The organism is Terrimonas pollutisoli (assembly GCF_029360765.1).
GTDB classification, from domain to species: domain Bacteria; phylum Bacteroidota; class Bacteroidia; order Chitinophagales; family Chitinophagaceae; genus Terrimonas_B; species Terrimonas_B pollutisoli.
Map to the genome: position 1 here is coordinate 1 of NZ_JARKNA010000029.1, position 18111 is coordinate 18111.

General features: G+C 39.2%; 16 protein-coding genes. 3 read left to right on the forward strand and 13 right to left on the reverse strand.

Annotated elements, in window-relative coordinates; all coding sequences use genetic code 11:
• Positions 1-753: RHS repeat domain-containing protein (locus P2W73_RS25190; protein ID WP_276504878.1), on the reverse strand; the 753-nt coding region annotated here is incomplete at its 3' end.
• Between P2W73_RS25190 and P2W73_RS26615 the strand changes: the two genes are divergently transcribed.
• The gene (locus P2W73_RS26615; RefSeq protein ID WP_369127539.1) at positions 640-966 is read left to right on the forward strand and encodes a helix-turn-helix domain-containing protein; all 327 of its coding nucleotides are present in this window, start codon (positions 640-642) and stop codon (positions 964-966) included. The two genes, P2W73_RS25190 and P2W73_RS26615, sit on opposite strands and share 114 nt — an antisense overlap.
• The gene (locus tag P2W73_RS25195) at positions 951-1112 is read left to right on the forward strand and encodes a hypothetical protein (protein ID WP_276504879.1); all 162 of its coding nucleotides are present in this window, start codon (positions 951-953) and stop codon (positions 1110-1112) included. Before P2W73_RS26615 ends, P2W73_RS25195 begins: the two co-directional genes overlap by 16 nt.
• 31 nt (positions 1113-1143) lie before the next feature.
• Here the strand turns inward: P2W73_RS25195 and P2W73_RS25200 are convergent, their stop codons facing one another.
• Positions 1144-1701 (reverse strand): hypothetical protein, encoded by a 558-nt coding sequence (locus tag P2W73_RS25200; RefSeq protein WP_276504880.1) that lies wholly within the window; start codon positions 1699-1701, stop codon positions 1144-1146.
• A 100-nt stretch (positions 1702-1801) separates the two neighbouring features.
• On the opposite strand from P2W73_RS25200, the gene P2W73_RS25205 reads away from it, so the two are divergent.
• Positions 1802-2026 carry a helix-turn-helix domain-containing protein gene (locus P2W73_RS25205; protein ID WP_276504881.1) on the forward strand — a complete coding sequence of 75 codons (225 nt, stop codon included), beginning with the start codon at positions 1802-1804 and terminating at the stop codon, positions 2024-2026.
• Positions 2027-2203: 177 nt separating this feature from the next.
• Here the strand turns inward: P2W73_RS25205 and P2W73_RS25210 are convergent, their stop codons facing one another.
• The 11 genes from P2W73_RS25210 to P2W73_RS25255 all read right to left on the reverse strand — a co-directional run bounded on the left by P2W73_RS25210 (position 2204) and on the right by P2W73_RS25255 (position 17959).
• Positions 2204-2680: a hypothetical protein gene (locus P2W73_RS25210; protein ID WP_276504882.1), complete on the reverse strand. Its 477-nt coding sequence runs from the start codon at positions 2678-2680 to the stop codon at positions 2204-2206.
• Positions 2681-2697: 17 nt separating this feature from the next.
• Positions 2698-3201, reverse strand: coding sequence for a hypothetical protein (locus tag P2W73_RS25215; RefSeq protein WP_276504883.1), 504 nt, complete (start codon positions 3199-3201; stop codon positions 2698-2700).
• Positions 3202-3273: 72 nt separating this feature from the next.
• Positions 3274-3624 carry an RHS repeat-associated core domain-containing protein gene (locus P2W73_RS25220; RefSeq protein WP_276504884.1) on the reverse strand — a complete coding sequence of 117 codons (351 nt, stop codon included), beginning with the start codon at positions 3622-3624 and terminating at the stop codon, positions 3274-3276.
• 255 nt (positions 3625-3879) lie between these two features.
• The gene (locus P2W73_RS25225; RefSeq protein ID WP_276504885.1) at positions 3880-4545 is read right to left on the reverse strand and encodes a hypothetical protein; all 666 of its coding nucleotides are present in this window, start codon (positions 4543-4545) and stop codon (positions 3880-3882) included.
• Between the two features lie 11 nt (positions 4546-4556).
• Positions 4557-9587: a DUF6443 domain-containing protein gene (locus tag P2W73_RS25230; protein ID WP_276504886.1), complete on the reverse strand. Its 5031-nt coding sequence runs from the start codon at positions 9585-9587 to the stop codon at positions 4557-4559.
• Positions 9588-9623: 36 nt separating this feature from the next.
• The gene (locus tag P2W73_RS25235) at positions 9624-10145 is read right to left on the reverse strand and encodes a hypothetical protein (protein ID WP_276504887.1); all 522 of its coding nucleotides are present in this window, start codon (positions 10143-10145) and stop codon (positions 9624-9626) included.
• A 20-nt stretch (positions 10146-10165) separates the two neighbouring features.
• On the reverse strand, positions 10166-13717 hold the full coding sequence (locus tag P2W73_RS25240; RefSeq protein WP_276504888.1) for a DUF5977 domain-containing protein: 3552 nt from the start codon (positions 13715-13717) through the stop codon (positions 10166-10168).
• A 62-nt stretch (positions 13718-13779) separates the two neighbouring features.
• The gene (locus tag P2W73_RS25245; protein WP_276504889.1) at positions 13780-15216 is read right to left on the reverse strand and encodes a hypothetical protein; all 1437 of its coding nucleotides are present in this window, start codon (positions 15214-15216) and stop codon (positions 13780-13782) included.
• 310 nt (positions 15217-15526) lie between these two features.
• Complete coding sequence (locus P2W73_RS25250; protein ID WP_276504890.1) at positions 15527-15940, reverse strand: LytR/AlgR family response regulator transcription factor; 414 nt, start codon at positions 15938-15940, stop codon at positions 15527-15529.
• A gap of 190 nt (positions 15941-16130) precedes the next feature.
• Positions 16131-16343 (reverse strand): hypothetical protein, encoded by a 213-nt coding sequence (locus tag P2W73_RS26620; RefSeq protein WP_369127540.1) that lies wholly within the window; start codon positions 16341-16343, stop codon positions 16131-16133.
• A gap of 134 nt (positions 16344-16477) precedes the next feature.
• Positions 16478-17959 carry a glycoside hydrolase family 30 protein gene (locus P2W73_RS25255; RefSeq protein WP_276504891.1) on the reverse strand — a complete coding sequence of 494 codons (1482 nt, stop codon included), beginning with the start codon at positions 17957-17959 and terminating at the stop codon, positions 16478-16480.
• Positions 17960-18111: the final 152 nt, after the last annotated feature.

The following is an 18111-nucleotide window of genomic DNA, read 5'->3' on the forward strand; positions in this document are numbered from 1 at the left end:
TTTACGATTATCATTTCGCTTCTCCATACGGTCAACAGCTTTTCCCATTTCACCTCTTACAAAAGCACTTGGTAGCTTCACTGCTGATTTAACACTACTCACATCAGTTTTGCCTCCTGCTTTATCGGTTGCCTTAATCGTTTTGACTTCATCTTTATTCGTTACAACATAAGTCTTACCATCATCTACTCCATCTGTTCCTATCTTGTTACCCTTTTGATCATAAAAATCCCCAAACATTCCATCAGGATCAACGAATATTATGGGATTATTATAGCAGTATGTATAAGGAGACCATCTTCTTGAGAGATCAGCAAGCGGATCAATGGCATGCCAACGCATAATTTGGTTGTCATACATTCTTGCCCCAAAGTCCAACCACTCTAAACCACTTCCATCACTGAACTCCTGTCTCTGTTCATCCTTACCGTTAAATTTAAGCTTGTTGTTTGGAGTACCGAAGGCTAAAGCCTTTGAGGAGATGCCGTTCATTATCAACCCGCCCGGATAATAATGCGTTTCCTCCAACAACGGCCCTCTCACATGCGACACCTGCAAATTATCAAAGAACACATCAATATTAGGTGTTTCATTGCTAACATAAATATAAATATAACCGTTCTTTAGTATGTTGGCCGTATGAGTAATGGTTTTAAACTCGCCATCATTACCCATGTAGAAGGAGGCCCCGGTATTAAGCTTAAACTGCTCATCCAATGTCAAAAAGCTTTGGGTGTCAGCACAACCTTTCATCTTTTTTTATTCTTTCAGATTTTCGTTGTAAGACAAACTACAGAGAACCGGGGGAACCGGGAAGAAAAAAACATCTCACAAAGTGAGCTGGCCCGTTTGCTTTCTGTGCATCATTCCATCATCGGCAAGTACGAACGGGATGAAGTAAAACCTTCTATTGATGTGGTTAAAATATTGCTGCTGCTCTGGATACAACAATGGGTTATCTTTTAGGTGAGAGCAAAAAACAGGATGTGCTTAAAGATACAGCCATGCTTAAAAGGCTCAATGATATTGCTTCTTTCCCTGATGAAGATAAAAAGCATATCCTCTATACCCTCGATGCACTTATCAAAAGTGTGAAGCTTAAAGCCATTTAAACAAAGAAGCCCGACTGCGCCGGGCTTGCTGTTATTTGTTTGCTGACATAAAGCCTTTAATTTTTCGATTTGCCGGTTTCCTCAGTATTTTATTTAGTCGGGATAAAGATAGAACGGGACTTTTAGGCCTGTCGTAATAATCTAACTTGGCAACTTTATCACTTCTCTTTTTTAAGACTTCAAAATTATTTACCCCGTAATCCAATAACTTTAGCATGGCCTCATTATTGTAATCGCTGCCATGAAGTTTTATTCGTATGCCTGGTTTATAATATTTACTCTGCCTATTATAAGTATTGTTTTCTAAAGCATTTCCATACAAATTATCATAAGCCAATCCAACTGCACTAATACTATCTTTCCTATCATCAATATCCAAATATATCAAGGGTATATCGCTTTGGCCGTAATACGCTCTGATATACTCAGCACAAAGTTTTGCAGCCTTTTGCTTTTCCTGACTAAAATGATTTCCCTCGTAATCTTCATAAACAATACTATCTATTTGTTTAATGAAAACATTTTGAGACTCGGCTCTTGAAAAGAAAAAAAGTAATTGACTATATATAAACAATTTGAAAAAACTCATGGTATTACCTCCTTAGTATTTTATCTGGCAAGCTTGCCACTACACCTGTTGAATTGTATATATACACAGTTCCATCTCGTCTTGCAAACGTATAGCCTGTTTGCTGTGTAAAACGGCAAAATCTTCCTTCGGGCAAAGGCTTAAAGAAGCAAGGGAAGCTAAAGGGCTTACTAAAGAGAAGTTCGGCAAGCTGGTTAAAATACATTACTCACAGATTGGAAGGTATGAACGCAATGAAGCAAGTCCTTCGGCTGATGCTCTTAGAAAAATGGCTAATGCTCTCGATGTCTCTACTGATTATTTAATGAACGGGTACTACCGCTGATTTAGCAGCAGAGAATATAACAGATAAAACTTTGATTAATCAGTTCAATAGGATTTCAGAACTGTCGGAAGAAAATAAAACCGTTGTTTCCAAACTTATTGATGCTTTTCTTTTCCAGCAGGAGATGAAGCAAAAACTTGCTCAATAAAACAAAAGCCCCCGAAGGGGCTTTGTTGTTTAATTCAATTTCACTCGCACATAACCAACAACTTTACTGATTGGTTTATCTGGATTCTTACAACATGCTTTATCAACTTTACTAAGTCCTTCTTCAAGCAAACTTCTTTCTTCTTCTGTAATAAGCATAAATTCAACTGGAGAATACAGCCTGTTAGCTGTTATAGTTTCACCAAAAAAATTTGGGCCATTCGTTGTATCCGTTACGGCTGTCCAAACTGTTGTTTGCTTGCGGTTTGATAAATCTTCTCTCCGCAAGGATATTTTATTGTTTATACCACACTCACAATCGTAAATAAGCTTGTATTGTATTTTGTTCTTTAATTTTTTTTCGACATAGATGTAATCAATACCGCTAAATAAATCTTTCTTAACAGTAGCTTTACCGTTATCGGCAGTAGTTTTTTCTATTAATTTCTGGGCACTGCCGCATGATGTTAAGAATGTAATCATCGATATAAAAATTAGACACTTCATAGTAGCCATTTTATTGGTTATTCTTCTTCAACTATCTTACCGGAGTTCTCAATCCGAATGATATTCGTTGTCGTTCGTGTAGTTGTTGCCCCCGTCGTTGGATCTCTGCCAGTAACAGTATGTTTTCCCACAGCAGCACGATTTGCCTCGGTCTTTCCATAAGGCTGGGGTACAACTCCAATAAAGTGACTAAATAATGCAAACGAGATAGAACTTGCTGCTGCTTGGTTGCCATAAGTTGTTGCTCCGTCAAGAGCATTACTAATGTCATCTGTATTATCAGGAGCACCTGATGCTGTGTTTCCTCCGGCCCAACATTGCCCTAAATAACAAGTTGTAGCATCTCCCGCATAGCCGCCTGCAAGTCTGCTTAGTTCGGTTGTACTACTGCTTAGCGATTCATTCCCGAATGTTCCTGCATGATAGTCTATCGTCAAATTTTTGACGTATCCTTTATCTCCTAACTTACCAATGATTTTGTCTGTAGCTTCTTTAGCATTTGAGGCAGTGATAACTTTCATTTTGCCGAAGCTCAATACTGACTTTATTCTTGCCTTCGCATTGTCAACGGCATAGGCACTGCCAAAGAATCCTTATAATTTTTTAAATACCCCCTTCGTTGGTGTGTGTTCTTCAATGTCCTTTTTTCGAAGCTCTTTATCTGCTGTTACAAAGAAATTTTTTCCTCTTGTTCTGCCCGGTGCAATGCTATCACCTAAAATATCAATATTCAATATGGGATTGTTTCCCATCGCAGCGTAAGGACTTTCCCAATCCGTTGGCTTGGGGTCTATCTGCCAGAACCTTCCAATTTGCGGGTCATGTGAACGGAAGAAAGTTTCATAAAGATTAATGTCAAAATCTGTATTGTATTCGTTGCCCTGATATTTCTTTTTGTTTTCAGGATTTCCAAAGCTTAATGCCTTCGAACTTATACCTTGCATCGTCAACCCACCCGGATAATAATGCGTTTCCTCCAGTAATGGCCTCTAATGTGTGTTACCTGCAAATTATCAAAGAACACTTCCTGGTGATGCGTTTCATTGCTCACGTAAATATACAGGTATCCGCTTTTAGTTATTTCTCTTCCGTGTAAAAAATGTTCTTTTAATGCTGCTCCGGTTACATCATCGCTTACCGGGGGATTTAAAATACAAAGCCCGCCGGACTTTATTATTCAAGCTTTTCCATTTACTGTTTCAAAATTCTTCTAAATAGTAATTTGAAGAACCCTTACTTCGGTTGCTTATAGGATATATCCTTCTATTATCTATATGCCATAGTTTTTCCAACAAAGCATTCTGTGTATTTATCAAAACCTGAAAATAATTTGATTTCCTTTTTGGGAAAAAAATATCATACTCCTTGACAGATTTAATTTTAAAGAACTTACACTTGCTTACAGGCACATCCAGAACTCTTTTTGAATCACTCTTTTTAATAAACTTATTTCCTTTAAGCTTTATATATAAATCATACCCCAAATCATTCCCATTAAATGCTGAGATTTCAAAACGTTTTACGCCTTTAGGGATAGTGCTAATAAACTTTTCATTAATTATGATTGGCTTAGACGTGTCTCTGTCTATTAACTTAAGATTGCCATTTTCAATTTGCCATTTACCTTCTGTACTTTTATAAATCAGGTCTGCCCTCAATGAATAAGTAAACGTAGAATCTTTCTTTAGTTCAAGTTTCTCGCTAAAGCCATATGAAGAAGAATCTCTTCTGCTTTGATATCTTTTATAAATACTTGTATCCCCTGAGCAATGATATATAACTTCATTAGGATTATAATTTTCTTTAACAGAAAACAATTGAGTAGCTGTAAAAAAACTAACAAACAAAAAATATATTGACTTCATTACTGGCATTTTTAGTGTATTGCTTTTTGTATTGCTTGTATCGTCGCCTTAAGTGCTGCGCCAACAGAATAATCTCTCCGACTGCCATTATAAATCTCGGTAGCAGATTGACCTGTATAGCCGGCCCTCATTGTTTCTTGCCGTAAAGCCTTCCCTTGTGGTGAGTTTATATCAACAGGACCATTTTGAAGTGCTTTGTAATATTGTTGACCATCAGGGAATACCTTTTGCCTAAGGGTTGCATCTGTATAGACAGTTCTTCCTCTATATCCTATCAATCCTGCTGCTACGCCCTCTTGTCTATTATTAGCCTGAACCTCGTCTGTTATGTCTGTGAGACGGCCTGCTCCTTTCCCATTAGCCATTAATGATATTTCGCCTCTGTCAAATTGAACACCATGTTTTATTTCATGGCTTTGAAGATAGATGTCAGCAGGTCGGACCGCTGCATCAAATGCAATATCAACATGACCGGTTGTAGCATTATACCTTGTTTCACCTTGGCCTGCTGCAGTTCCTCCTGTTGCATCAGTATAAACATCATAGATAACATCAGATGATTTTAAAGTATTAATATCTGTCAAAACTCCATTCAGTTCACCAACATAAGCTCTTACATCTGCTGCGGTAACTCCTGCTGGCAGTGTACCGCCTTTTACGAGGCCATTGAGGAATGTTATCTGTGAATTTATTGTACTCTCAATACCTGCAATTATTCCATTTCTATCAATAACACTATCTCCGTTTACATCAACATACCTAATAGGATTATTAGCAGTATAATGATATGGATTTAATGAGAAATATTTTTCTGCAAATCTATCTTGTGTGTGAAAGCGGCCAATCTGGTTATCATACATCCTTGCGCCGTAATCCAACAATTCAAGTCCAGAACCATCAGAGAACTCTTTACGTTGTTCTTCCTTTCCATTGTATTTAAATTTATTCTCTGGATTGCCGAAAGCTAATGCTTTACTGCTTATCCCTTGTTGGACGAGTCCGAACGGATAATAATGCGTTTCCTCTAATAATGGTCCTGGTTTATGGATCACCTGCAAATTATCAAAGAACACGTCGAGGTTGCTCTCGTTGCTAACATACACAAATATATAGCCATTCTTTGGTACGGTGATGTTTTGCAGTGCGGCTGCATCAACATACCAATGATCTTTCACCACACCACTGCTGCCGACCCTGCTAAAACTGCCACCGGCATATTTAAATTGTTCATCCAGGAAAATATAGTTGATATAGGCTTTGGGGATGGTAGTCGTTTCGCCATTGACGCCCCTGAAGAAAGAAGAAGGTACCAATCCCGTGTTCCAAGTTGCCAGGTCACCGGCCAGTACGCCCTTTGCACCTATTGAATTAGCAGGAGCTGTTAATAAATTAGCCATCACTGTGGCCAGGTCAAGCGCCGTTGAGTTGGCATTATTGACCGTGCCGGTGTTTAAAAAATAGGATTTGCCAAAGATGTCAATCTTATCACCTGCCATTACTTTGATGACAAACTCAAGGCCTGTACGGTTAGTGGCGGCGTTCAACTTATACAATTTGGTGCTGCCATCGGTTTGCACCGGTGTGCAGCCCGATGGGTAACTGAGATTCGATGGCGGATTGCCATTGTGATTATAATACAACTTGGTATTGGCTACCGATTCCGTGGGCCAGGAGGCTATATCTGTTTCAGCCACCACTTTTGTATTATCAATATTGTAAAACTGTTTTTCATAATTGATCATACTATTGGTCTGCGGACTTGTCGCACTATAGGTGCCTTCCAGGGTAGCTGCCGGGTAGTAGATTGTTTTTTGTTCCTCCGTCAATAAAGTCCGCACATTACCCAAATGATCTTTTAGCATATAATCATATGCAAAACCGGTGAGGGTATTGGGGCTGGCGCTATTATCATAAAGCCCTCTTATCCTTCCTTCCTCCTGACCAATAAACTGCAACTTATCCGTATAGCCTAAAGCAGTATTTAATGTCGTGTTATTGGTATAGGCCTTGCTTTCAAAAATAGCGCCGCCCAGGTAAGTGGTAGTGGTGGTTATTGCAATAGCAGTATAGGTAGTTCCATTGTATACTACTGTGGCCCCTGTTTCGGCAGTTGTTTTCTTCTGCTTGTTGCCTGCGGCATCATAAGTATAAGTTATCGTCCCTTTACCGGTTACCGTTATGACCAGGGGTAGGTTCAGATGATTGTAGGTAATGGCGCTGATGGCTTTATTGTTATCAGCTGTAAGATTACCGTTCACATCATAGGTATAATCATTACCGCTGCCACTGGTACCATCCTTAAAGTCTCCCAACTTGCCATTGTCCGTAGTGGGAGTAACATTGTCAAAGACCTTGAGCAGCTTATTACTATTGGTATTATAAGTATAGGTCAGCTTATCAATGACTGATGAGGTGTTTATTTTTAAACCAGTCTGCCACATCTGGGTGATATTACCATTGGCGTCATATTTTAGGGTACCCCCGGTTGAGGGATCACCGCCGATGCTGAAGTCAATACCGGCACTGGTATTAAAAGTGGCTGCCGTGCCGCTACCGGTTATATATTGGGTAAAATCGCCTTTTGTCAGCCGGTTAACCGCATCATAGGTAAAATCATATTTCCGTTTCTGTTGATCGCCCTCAGCTTTCCACAGTGCACCGCTGATATTACCATTATACTGCGGTGCAAAAGTTCCAAGACTGCCATTTTTATCATAGCCAAGTTGCATTCCAAAATACTGGTCGCTGTTAGAAGAAGCAGTGATATAATCTTTATTGATGGAAAGCAGCCAACCGCGAACATTGTAGTCATAATCAAGATTAGCCAACGGCGTACCGGCGGGTGCTCCGGTTTTATTGCCAATTTTCTTTTTCTTTAATTGACCCAAGGCATCGTATTCGTTTTTGTTCACCGTGATATAACTCGCCGGCACCGCATTGCTGTTTACATTGGTATTCTGTACTTTTTTGTCCGTTTGTACCAGTCGGCCCAGGTCATCATAAGTCATCTTGGTAACAGTGACGGTTGTTTGCGTATTGGTCCCTGCCTTTACCTGTTTGAATATATTTACCAATGGCTGACCCGCCCAACTGTATTGCGTGGTTACCAAATCAGCTCCCCCGGTTATGTTTTTACTTTTCACCTGTACCATTCGTCCTTTATCATCGTAGAGGTTTACCGTATATAAATAAGTAGTTGTACCCAATACCTTTGTTTCCGTCCAGGTTACCATGCCTTTTGTTTGCACTGATGCAGTGGAAGGTATTTGTTGAGCATAGTCCGGTGACACATTATAAGTAGTATTTATACCATAAGTGCTATTGTTATAGGTATTATCGATGGCTGACGTGAGACCGCTGGCTGCGGGAATAGTATTATAATCATCATAACCAGTTTTGGTCAGGTATTCCCAATAGGTTATAGTGGGTGGTGTTGCCACTGCAAAAGGATAAGCTGTGCTGCTGGCCGCATCAGTAAGATGTTGTACAAATGTTTTGGCGGCCGCAGGTGAGGTATATGTATTTAACAGTAACCCGGTTTGAATGGGTCGGTTCAGCTCATCGTATAAAGTAATCAACCATTTATTTATCGCTCTTAATTTAGCGTCCTGTGTCATGACCAACCTGTCCCTGGTATCATAGACCATATACACTTCGTTGGCCCCCGGAACTTTTTTCATCACCATCCGATTACGGCTATCATATTCATAACGGAAGCATTGCTCCGGCAGAATAGCGGTCAGCGTTGCTGCCGCCCAGTTAGCGATTCTCAATAACTCAACGCCCTGGGGTTGGATCACACAACGCAGGTTACCCAGGTCATCATACATATAGTAGGTGCAAAGCCAACCCGTGTGATCGCTCCCGGCTCCTGTATCATCCGCAGCTGTTAGCTGTACTTTTTTTAAAATTATTTTTCCCTCATTATCCTTAAATTCTATTACCTGCTTATTGTGTTCATCAACTGTTGCATTTTTATATAATTCTCCTGCCCCGTATGCACCGGGTGAACTATAGGTGCCAAAAGCTGGTAATGTGCCATTGGTAACATTCCATATCCTGACAGCATCGGTGGCGGTATTGATCCAATAGTTAGTGGATACACCTCTTGAACTGCCGGCCCAGCTTGCACCCGGCGCCATTTGTTTGCTTACCCTGTTCAAGGGCGACGCTTCAAAATCGGTTTGAGCATAAAAACTGTTTTCATTTTGTGAGTTATACCAGCTTTGATTAAACGATAATTGATCGGCAGACGCTGTGGTTTTGTACAAGCCATCGGATGTTGTGGCAACATAGGGCAGGTATTTTTTTATTTCCCGTCCAAACTGGTCATATTCAAAAGGCGTTACTAAATCTGTGTTTGCACCTGAAGAAGTAACCAGTGAACCTTTCTTTATTACCGATTGTTCCGGTCTTCCCAACCCGTCAAAATAAGTAATGGATTGTTTTACTTCCTTTAACCCTTTATCCATAAGAGTATTGGCATTTGTTTCCGGTGCAGTGGCTTCCCAGGTACGAATGAAATTTTTTGTATTGTAAGTAGGGGCTCCCTGTACCGTAAAGGAAACTGAAAGACTGACTGTTCCTGTATTGCTACTGAATCCTTCTGCTACAATAAAGTAAGTACCTGCCGCAAGTGAGGTGATAGTTGTCTGGCTCGACGGAATAACAATGGAAGCCGTAAGGCCAGAGCAGGCTGCTCCATTATCATCATTTAAAATAACGGAACCTCCACTGCTGTTTAGCAGGTGCAGGTAGGTGTCCCAACCTGAACCGCAGGTGGAGATACTGATGGTGGTAGTTCCGTTTACAGTAAACTGGTAAAAAATATCAGCGCTTGTTTGTCCGTAATCATTGCCATAGCTGCTGGTATTCCTTGTATCACTGTATGTATACGTGCCGGCACCATAAGTGCCCATCACGATAGGATTACTCATATTAGCACCCTGTGCCTGTGAAAAGAAGGGTACAAGTATAAGGGCTAAAACAAAAATGTCCAGTAATATTTTTTGTTTTCTTTGTTTTTGAAGCAGATACTTCATATATAGTCAGTTGGTTGAGGTTATATGATGGCTTTGTTATTCTTTAAATGGTTCATTGATGACCATTAAAAGCACTTTTGCAGGTGTGTCTTTTGGCAGTACTGAATATAAAGTTCCTTTTGCACTTACCACAAATACCTGCCCTTCAGCTTCCACGTCGTGATCAAAATGCTGGTTTTGCTGAACCAGTGTCAACCACTGGAAAAGCGGGTGCTGAAGCGAAGCGTTTGCTTTCTTTACTTTAAGCGGTCTGGTGACAACAATGGAGATATTCTTTTTTAGTTCTTTTAAATCCTGGGTACTTATGCTTCCATCAAAATCGTCGGTAGGTATGGCTATTACCTGCAGGTTTGCAGTTTCTTTTTGAACAGAATCTAAATAGCGCACAAGCGCTACTCCTGCTGTATTGCCGCTTACGACGGCGACCACTATTTTTTTGCCCTGGTAAGCAGATGTTTTAATAATACTGCCTTCAATAGTTTCGAACTTGATATCGTAAAAATCACCAGAAGTAGCACTTATAAGAATTGTGCTGATGTATAAAAAAAGAAGTTTCATGTTTATAAAGCTTTTAAAGTCTAATATCCAATTTGAACATAGGAACCAGAGCTTATGCTGATGTTGGAAAATGTGTACTGCCCTGCAGCGTAGGTAGAAGAACCGCTGGCATATAAATACCTTGAAACACCATCCGTGGTATAAGGATAGAATGTTACATTATATGTGCCCTGTGGCATAGATATACTACTACTGCTACTACTAGGGTATAGGTACAAATTGTATGTACCTGACGAACCAGAAAATATCACCTGATAAGGAACATTACCATAGTTATATCCACTGACCGTTACCTGGGCTGCAGTACAAGAACCGTTGGTATTGGCATAGTTCTGACCATTTGCATTTACGTCAGCCTGGGCCAGCGCATCAGCATCGGTTTGTGTAGAGGCATAATACGTGTTTGCAGGAACCGTAAAAGTGACCGACCCACCTGTTTGACCCGAAGGACAATTATTCCTGGTAAAGCTTTGGCTCTTTACAACATTGCCATAAATAGAACAGTTGCCTGATTGATCCTGGTAGTTGTAACAGAACTTTTTTACCACGTTGCCATCTTTATCTTTTATGAACGCAAGCCTGTTAAAAGCATCATATACAAAATATGTCGTCCTGCCATTAACATCCGTTTGGGAAGTCATGCCAACAAGAGGCCTGTAAGTATAGGTTGTTACCTGGGCGGAAGGGAAATTTGTTCTTATCTTATTGAGTTCTGTACGCAGAGTTGCGTCATCAGCAGGATTATTTAATATGGTTTGATTGAGCACAGCCATCACACTGCTATACGAAGCACCAACCACTTCAGCTACAGGATAAGTTTTATTATAACCCCACACGTACACTTTCTGTGCATCGTTTTCTTTGGAAACTGTAGTTACGTTACCATTGTCATCATAAGAATGGTAGCGAAGACGGGTATCGTAGGCATTGTTTACATTTAATGTTTTGGCCTCTGCTGTGCGAGGCACAATAATGCTACCTGTACTGTTATTTCCCCATGTACCGGCATACCAGTAATCATAGTTCGTTCTGGTGGACTGCAAAAATTGATTGGCTGTAGTTGGATTCTTGTAAGTCAACTGCTCAACTACCGGCGACCACATGTGTTTTACATTAACCATATCAGTATAGGGCTGCTGACCAACAAAATCATGAGGATACTTTAACTGCCTTTCAATAACTTCCCCTTTGCTATTTGTGGTCGTAGTAGAAGTAGCTTGCTGATGGTTAAAATTGTTATAACTATAATTGGTTGTTGTTGCCAATACCTTTAGCGGGTCATTCTGATCATAGATCCTTTCAATTGTTTCTGTAAGTTTTTTATCTCCGGTTTGAATAGGATAATAAAAAGACATATACTCCATTGAACCATTCCAACCGTAGAACCCTTCATTTGCCGGTGGCAGTTGCGATTCTACATCTTGCCCAAATCGAGTCGGACCATCTGAATAGAGATTATGAGTAACCGATAAAGCGCTATAATTCTTCTGGACATCAGGAAAAGCGGAATAATGGTTTTCTGTCTGGGCAACCATGGCGTAAGAGTTATCCGCATTTTTCCTATAAGTTGTTTTAAACAATATTTGTCCCCTATGGTAGTGGTTTGATAATATAAATGGGCTTCCACCCATAAACTGAGAAATTAAAACATTATCGGGTTGATAGTCAAATTGATAAACAACTTTGCCGGTATTGGCCGTGCCATCACCGGTATACTCTGTTACATAAGGATAAACAACGGGGGCTGCATCCCATGGTTCAGTATCATTTGTGGGATTTGCCAAAAACGTTCTTATATTTTCACCAGCGCATTGTACGTAATTCAATCCATCAGGCAGCGCCCAGTACCTCCTGGCCGACCTGGTTTGAAAATAAAAGTTTTCCAGCACAAAATTTTTGACTCCGTATCCACTTTCGTTTTGACCATAAACATATGTCTTTGTTAAAGGTGTTGCAGAAATCCCATCATAGCTTTCAATTTTTTTTATTCTTAACCCTCCGGCATTATAAATTGTGACTGGCGGATTAGTACCATATTGATTTGTTTCATATGTAAACAAAGAATACCCGCCCGTAGGATACGTTATTTTTGTTAGCATTCCCGCTTGCATAAATGCAGGGGCAGGGTCTCTCGTGCCGTAAGTACTGGCGCCGATTGAAATGTTTTGAGTTGTAGAATTTGCCGTCGGGGTGTAAGAAATATCGGTTCTTGGTACCAGGGTTGATTGGAACTTACCGTTATAATATCCCCAATAATCTATTGCCTTTGCATTTTTATCCGGAAGACCATAGTTGTCAGTGGGGTTATTGTATTCAAAATTATAAGTTTGCATACTCGCACCCGCACCGTCACTGATTACAATTCTGTCCAATTTCAATCGCTTTGAATTGGTGCTGTTATCATTCCTAAAAAAATAACTGTGATAAAATTCAATTTGCTTAATGAGTGTGTAATCTGACCCGCTTGAAGCATAAATTAAGATCTTCTGCATCCTCTTTTTTAATCCGGTTAGTCCTAAATCTAAACGGTCTTCAGGAGCTAATTGAAACACAATTTTTCCATTTTTAAAAACAATGGTTTCAAGATTCTTCTGGGAAATTGTATTGTAGTTGTATAAGGAAGTGGGAGTCTGGCCAGGGGTTGGACTGTAAGGCTCCAATCCATTACTACAATTTGAATAAACTGCATCGATAACGGTGATGTTGTCATTGGGAAGTTGTAGAGTCAAATTAGGAGCATTCGAATAATTAAAACTTATGACATCCTTATCATTTGAAGATGTCATTTTGGATAATAACCAGGATGAAGTAATAGTGCTTTGAAGTGAATAGGTGGAACTTTCCTTATCATTAAATTGGTAATTAATCCCCGACTCATCGGTTATATTTAGGTTCATAGTGGAGGGACCTGTAATGGTATTTGAAATTTGTAGTGGCTCGTACGGTATAAGGAAAGGCTTCAGACTATCTTCCTGAAGAAAGAGAAACTTACCACTCTTGCCAGGTAGATTATAAGAAAATATATCAGGTTCGGTATCGATCCTGTGCCTGTCAGTAATCTCCCTAAAGTATTCTAATTCTTCCGCTGAACCTATTACCAAATTCTTTACTGTTCCCCCATTTAGATACCCAAAATAACCCGCATTTGCAGGTGCGACATTATATTCATCAGGCATTCCCCCCATGACTTTTCTTGTTATGGCGCCTCCGGCGTTTACACTCCATCCTGTACCAACATTGCCAGGTATATCGTTAACCCGAATTCCGGAAGCATTGTAGGTCAGCGTAATTGGAACTTTAAGTTCCCCTGCATTTATTTCATAAATTGGAATTGAGATATTTGGCGTTCCATTGAAAAGATTGACTTCATAATTCCCAAATCTCGCAAAAGCAGCTACCTCTGGAGATGGAGATATAATTGTGGGCAATAAATTAGAAGGAGGACTAGGTTGCCCCAACAATTCCTCACTTAAAAAAATACATGACAACAAAACGATGATATGGGAAAATGCCTTTATTGGCCGTTCGGACATGGTGATAAGGCCAACAGCAGTACCTGATAATCTTCTCATAAAAAGAAATGGTATTTATATTATACTAATCTTAAGTTTTCTTTAATTATCTTTTAATTCTTTTATTGTTTCAAGCTATATCCTACTCTAAAAAGTATTTGTGGTCCTTTCGGCATCTGCCGGTAACTCAAAAAATCCCACATCAGTTTCATCTCTCCTTTCATCTTTTTGCTTATGCTATATTTCTTACAAACTCCAACAAGTCCACTAGTCTGCCAGGCAGAATAATCCCTCAATTGGCTAACAGAATTAATCATGCTTTTATAATTTTGCTCATACCCCCCTGAGAAATAAAAGCTTCCTTTGATCTTCCAATCGAGATAGCTTCTTAGTCCAAGACCTTGATAAGAAATTTTGATATTGTTCCAGTTACTTCCCCATCCAAGCTTATAAGCAGCACCTACCCCAATGGATGATTTATCATTGATTTTATAACCAAGTGAGATCGCTATATCAGAAGTAACCGGAAAGAAATACCTTGCTTTTTGTGATTGAATGTTTCCTCCATACTCCAATCTTTGAAGAAAACTTTTTGCTTTTTGTGTGTTTGGTTTAAACTCTGGAATATCCCCATCACTTGTATTTCCATAGCTTCCACTTGAATAAGAGCTAACCTTATTTTTTAATTGATTTAATTGCCCTTGTGCACTTTGAACATTTTGTTGTAGTTGCTGCATAACTGCACTTGATGAACAAAAGCGATCAGTTAAAGATTGATTGAACATTGCCCTTGTTTGGAGCCCTGCAAGCGAAGCCGTAGTGTTGATAGCGTTGCCTGAAGGAATGGCAAAGAGAGAACCAAGCAATGAACTCTTTGCAAAGAAATCTTTGAACTGTGGAAGCTTCATTACCATTTCCATCAGCTTCGCTTCCAGTTTAGAAGGATCTTCAAAAGCCTGTTTATATTCTTTTACCTGTTCTTGATAGTAGTAAACATTCTTTCTAAACTGCTTTAATTCTTTCACCATTCCCAACTTTTTGAATTGCTCTTGTAATATCTGCTCCCTTTGCTTCAGTTGTTTTTTTATTTGATCAGAAGCATTGAGCTTCTGTTGGAGTTCCTTATACTGAAAAAGTGTCTTTTGAAGCTTAGAATTATCAGCTAGGTTTTGATCTTCTAAAAAACTAAGAGCAGTGGATAAAGAATCCAAATGTCCGGAGTAAACACTTTGATACTTGCTCACATTACCCGTTGTGTTTTTGAACTGATTGTATTTTTCATCTACTCCATCAAATAGCTGTTTGGCAAGAGTTGAATCTTTTTTAAAGAGTTTTCTTCTTAACTTATTTTCCTGTCTTTGAAGTTTGTTCAAATATCTATTTGTTTGCCTGTCGAGTTTTAACTCAATGGAAGCTGCCTTTTTATCAAGTGACGCAAAGAGTTTAGCTGGTAGAGCAATAGCTTTATCAAGCTCTGAACTGTCTTGTGCAAATGAGCAATAGTGAGCAATTGCTATCGTTAGCCAGACCAGTCCTATTTTAATAACGCCCTTGTTCATTTGAATGAGATTTCTGCGATTTATTGATTTGGATTTTTATCTTTTTTCCCTAGCCAAATCATTAACAGTATAAACCACAACCTTTACCCGTAATAACTTTTGAAGAGCCTTGTAGCGTTTTCCATGAATTGCCGGTAATGGGAACCGGTAAAAAAATGAGAGGAATAATCTCATAAGCTTAGAGTTTTAGGTTGTGGAAAATTATTAATAGATTCAAAACAGTCTTGTACTATTATCTCAACTAAGCAAATTTTTATCTTAATCTTTATTTTAACTGTGTGAATCTTCGTTTTTCTGTGGTGAACGATTTTTAAATCATTACTCCTTTTTTTCTTTTTGCTTTTTTCGCATACTTTTCTGCCCTTATACCTTCCATTTCAATTTTTAGTTTATTATCAAGCCCAGGAGAGATGACCAATACTTTTTGAGTAATTTTTTTGAAACCCTCTTTGGTCAAGGGAAGTTTTTCATTTGCAATTGTGACTGAGTTATGATCCAGCCAGTCAATCTTCTTTAATGAGATGATATAGGAGCGGTGAATTCTGCAAAACAGGTTTTCAGGAAGTTTTCTATGCATGTAACCCAAGGTTACAGATCCAAGCAACTTCTTTTTGCTTGTGATTACAATCTGGCAATAATTATTTTTGGCGGTGATATAAAGAACCTCGTCAAATGGAATGAATTTTAATTTCCCATTTGTACGGATAAGAAAAGCCGTTTGCATTTGGTCTACTTTTTAATAGTTAGGTTTGGTTACAAGGACTAATTGATAAAGCGTATCTCTTGAAACTTTACTTCTTGAAGCAAGACTGCCATAAACAAAATAGCAAAAGCTGATCTCCCTTAGCATCTTCCAAAATCGTACTGGCACGTTGGTAAACGAAGTCGCGGTTAAAATCCCAAATGATTAGCTTTCATTTCCTATGCCATTCTTTTGCAGCGTAGGACCCAGAAAGTATTTTACAAAGTCCTTTTTTCTCGTCGACAGTGCATTGACACGATTCCCATGGTGATGCGGCATTAGGTTCATTTTGCACCGTTAATCCCCATACCGGCACGCCTTCCTTTTGATATGCATTGATAAACACAAAGAAATTGGCCCAGCTTTGCCTATACTCCGGCAACAATTTGCCGCCCTGTTCTACATTATATGCTTTGCCCCTGAAAGTTTTGTATCAGGGAAAATACTGGTAACAATCTGCATGCAGACATCTTAATCATAATTTTTTACATGATAATGTGCTAACGTTAATCCTATTGTCTATCTACCATTTTGCTTCACAAGCAAAGTCTGTATTGAGTGCGGTTCACTGGTTAGTTTAACCGCTTGGTCTTTTATCCACAGCAAGTAATTAATCTTGTCCTCAGTCTTGTTCATTGCGACAACAGCAATTGTCCCGTCGGGATTTTGATAAGCCGTTGTAAACAATTTATCGCTGCTGTACGAGCAGGAAATACGTTTGGCTCCTACATGAATGAATTTTGAGAAATGACCGATGTAGTAATATATATTGGTATAAGTTAACGCACCAGTACGTATATCTGCATGTATGGGAGCGAAACAACGATTGCCCACATGATTTGGTCCTCCGTTTTCATCAAGTAAAACATTCCAGTCGGTCCAGCCAACAGTTCCGGCATTAAAATCATTGATCATCGCCAGGCCGTATCTTTCTCCCATTGCCCAGTCATTTACTTTATTTGCATCATAATGTTCGATACAACCTTCTGTAAATAGTAAGTTTTTATTGGGAAATGCCTGGTATGCTAAACGTACTTTGTCATGTTGGGGACCTTCTTTGCTAAAACTTTCATACCAGTGAAATCCTATTCCCCAAACATATTTTGTCACTTCCGGATCTTCCAAAATTGCTTTGGCTCGTTGGTAAACGAAGTCACGGTTAAAATCCCAAATGATTAATTTTTTGTTGCCTAAACCATTCTTTTTTAAGGTAGGGCCCAAGAAGTTTTTTACAAAATCTCGTTCCTCTTCGGCACTGAATTGACAAGATTCCCAAGGTGATGCGGCTCCGGGTTCATTTTGAACAGTCATTCCCCATACCGGCACGCCTTCCTTTTGGTATGCATTTATAAACTTAACAAAGAAATCAGCCCAACTTTGCCTGTACTCCGGCAATAGTTTGCCTCCTTTTTTTACTTCTTTGCTGTTCTTCATAAAAGCTGGTGGGCTCCATGGTGAGACAAACAGAGTGAGCTTACCACCTGTTGCTGCAATTACTTCCTTAATAAAAGGAATACGATACTTTTTATCATGGCTGATATCAAACGTTTTTAGTTCCTTATCCGCCTCCTTCACATAACTGTAACTCTCACTCGAAAAATCGCAGCTTTGTATGGATGTTCGGGCAAGTGTATAACCAATTCCATCATTTCCCTTACTATAATAAGCGGTTAGTAATTCCCTTTGTTTGTCCTTAGGCAATTTGTAAAACGTTTCTGCGGAAGCATCTGTTAAGGCTCCACCAATGCCAATCATCGTCTGAAATGTTTGTGAAGGATCAACAAAAATCGAAACATCCCCATTGTCAACTTGGGGTTTTGCTATGAAAGGCAATGTTCCTGTTTTCGCAAGGCGGTAATTCGTATTCTGGGCTGTAGTATAAACAGCAACTTCTTTTTCTCTACGGGGCAACTTTGTGTTTCCTGTCTTCTTATTTTGCGCATGCAACGAGGCAATAAACGTAAATAGAGAAACGGATACACCCAAAACTTGTTTATTCATATTCTGCGATTGTAATTTTTTAATAAGTGCGGAACTAGCTCTGAAAGAAAAAAGCAAAGCCCGTTGTAAAAACAACAGGCTAAAACTGCTTCATGAGAAAAACACGACTGCTAAAAAAAATATTGAATCGTTACACTTGTATGATAGTGATA

What these genes read in the sequence shown, in the direction of transcription:
- P2W73_RS26615 (WP_369127539.1), top strand. Translation starts at nt 640, where the DNA reads ATGAGTAATGGTTTTAAACTCGCCATCATTACCCATGTAGAAGGAGGC.
- P2W73_RS25195 (WP_276504879.1), top strand. Translation starts at nt 951, where the DNA reads ATGGGTTATCTTTTAGGTGAGAGCAAAAAACAGGATGTGCTTAAAGAT.
- P2W73_RS25200 (WP_276504880.1), bottom strand. Translation starts at nt 1,701, where the DNA reads ATGAGTTTTTTCAAATTGTTTATATATAGTCAATTACTTTTTTTCTTT.
- P2W73_RS25210 (WP_276504882.1), bottom strand. Translation starts at nt 2,680, where the DNA reads ATGAAGTGTCTAATTTTTATATCGATGATTACATTCTTAACATCATGC.
- P2W73_RS25215 (WP_276504883.1), bottom strand. Translation starts at nt 3,201, where the DNA reads ATGAAAGTTATCACTGCCTCAAATGCTAAAGAAGCTACAGACAAAATC.
- P2W73_RS25220 (WP_276504884.1), bottom strand. Translation starts at nt 3,624, where the DNA reads ATGCAAGGTATAAGTTCGAAGGCATTAAGCTTTGGAAATCCTGAAAAC.
- P2W73_RS25225 (WP_276504885.1), bottom strand. Translation starts at nt 4,545, where the DNA reads ATGAAGTCAATATATTTTTTGTTTGTTAGTTTTTTTACAGCTACTCAA.
- P2W73_RS25230 (WP_276504886.1), bottom strand. Translation starts at nt 9,587, where the DNA reads ATGAAGTATCTGCTTCAAAAACAAAGAAAACAAAAAATATTACTGGAC.
- P2W73_RS25235 (WP_276504887.1), bottom strand. Translation starts at nt 10,145, where the DNA reads ATGAAACTTCTTTTTTTATACATCAGCACAATTCTTATAAGTGCTACT.
- P2W73_RS25240 (WP_276504888.1), bottom strand. Translation starts at nt 13,717, where the DNA reads ATGAGAAGATTATCAGGTACTGCTGTTGGCCTTATCACCATGTCCGAA.
- P2W73_RS25245 (WP_276504889.1), bottom strand. Translation starts at nt 15,216, where the DNA reads ATGAACAAGGGCGTTATTAAAATAGGACTGGTCTGGCTAACGATAGCA.
- P2W73_RS25250 (WP_276504890.1), bottom strand. Translation starts at nt 15,940, where the DNA reads ATGCAAACGGCTTTTCTTATCCGTACAAATGGGAAATTAAAATTCATT.
- P2W73_RS25255 (WP_276504891.1), bottom strand. Translation starts at nt 17,959, where the DNA reads ATGAATAAACAAGTTTTGGGTGTATCCGTTTCTCTATTTACGTTTATT.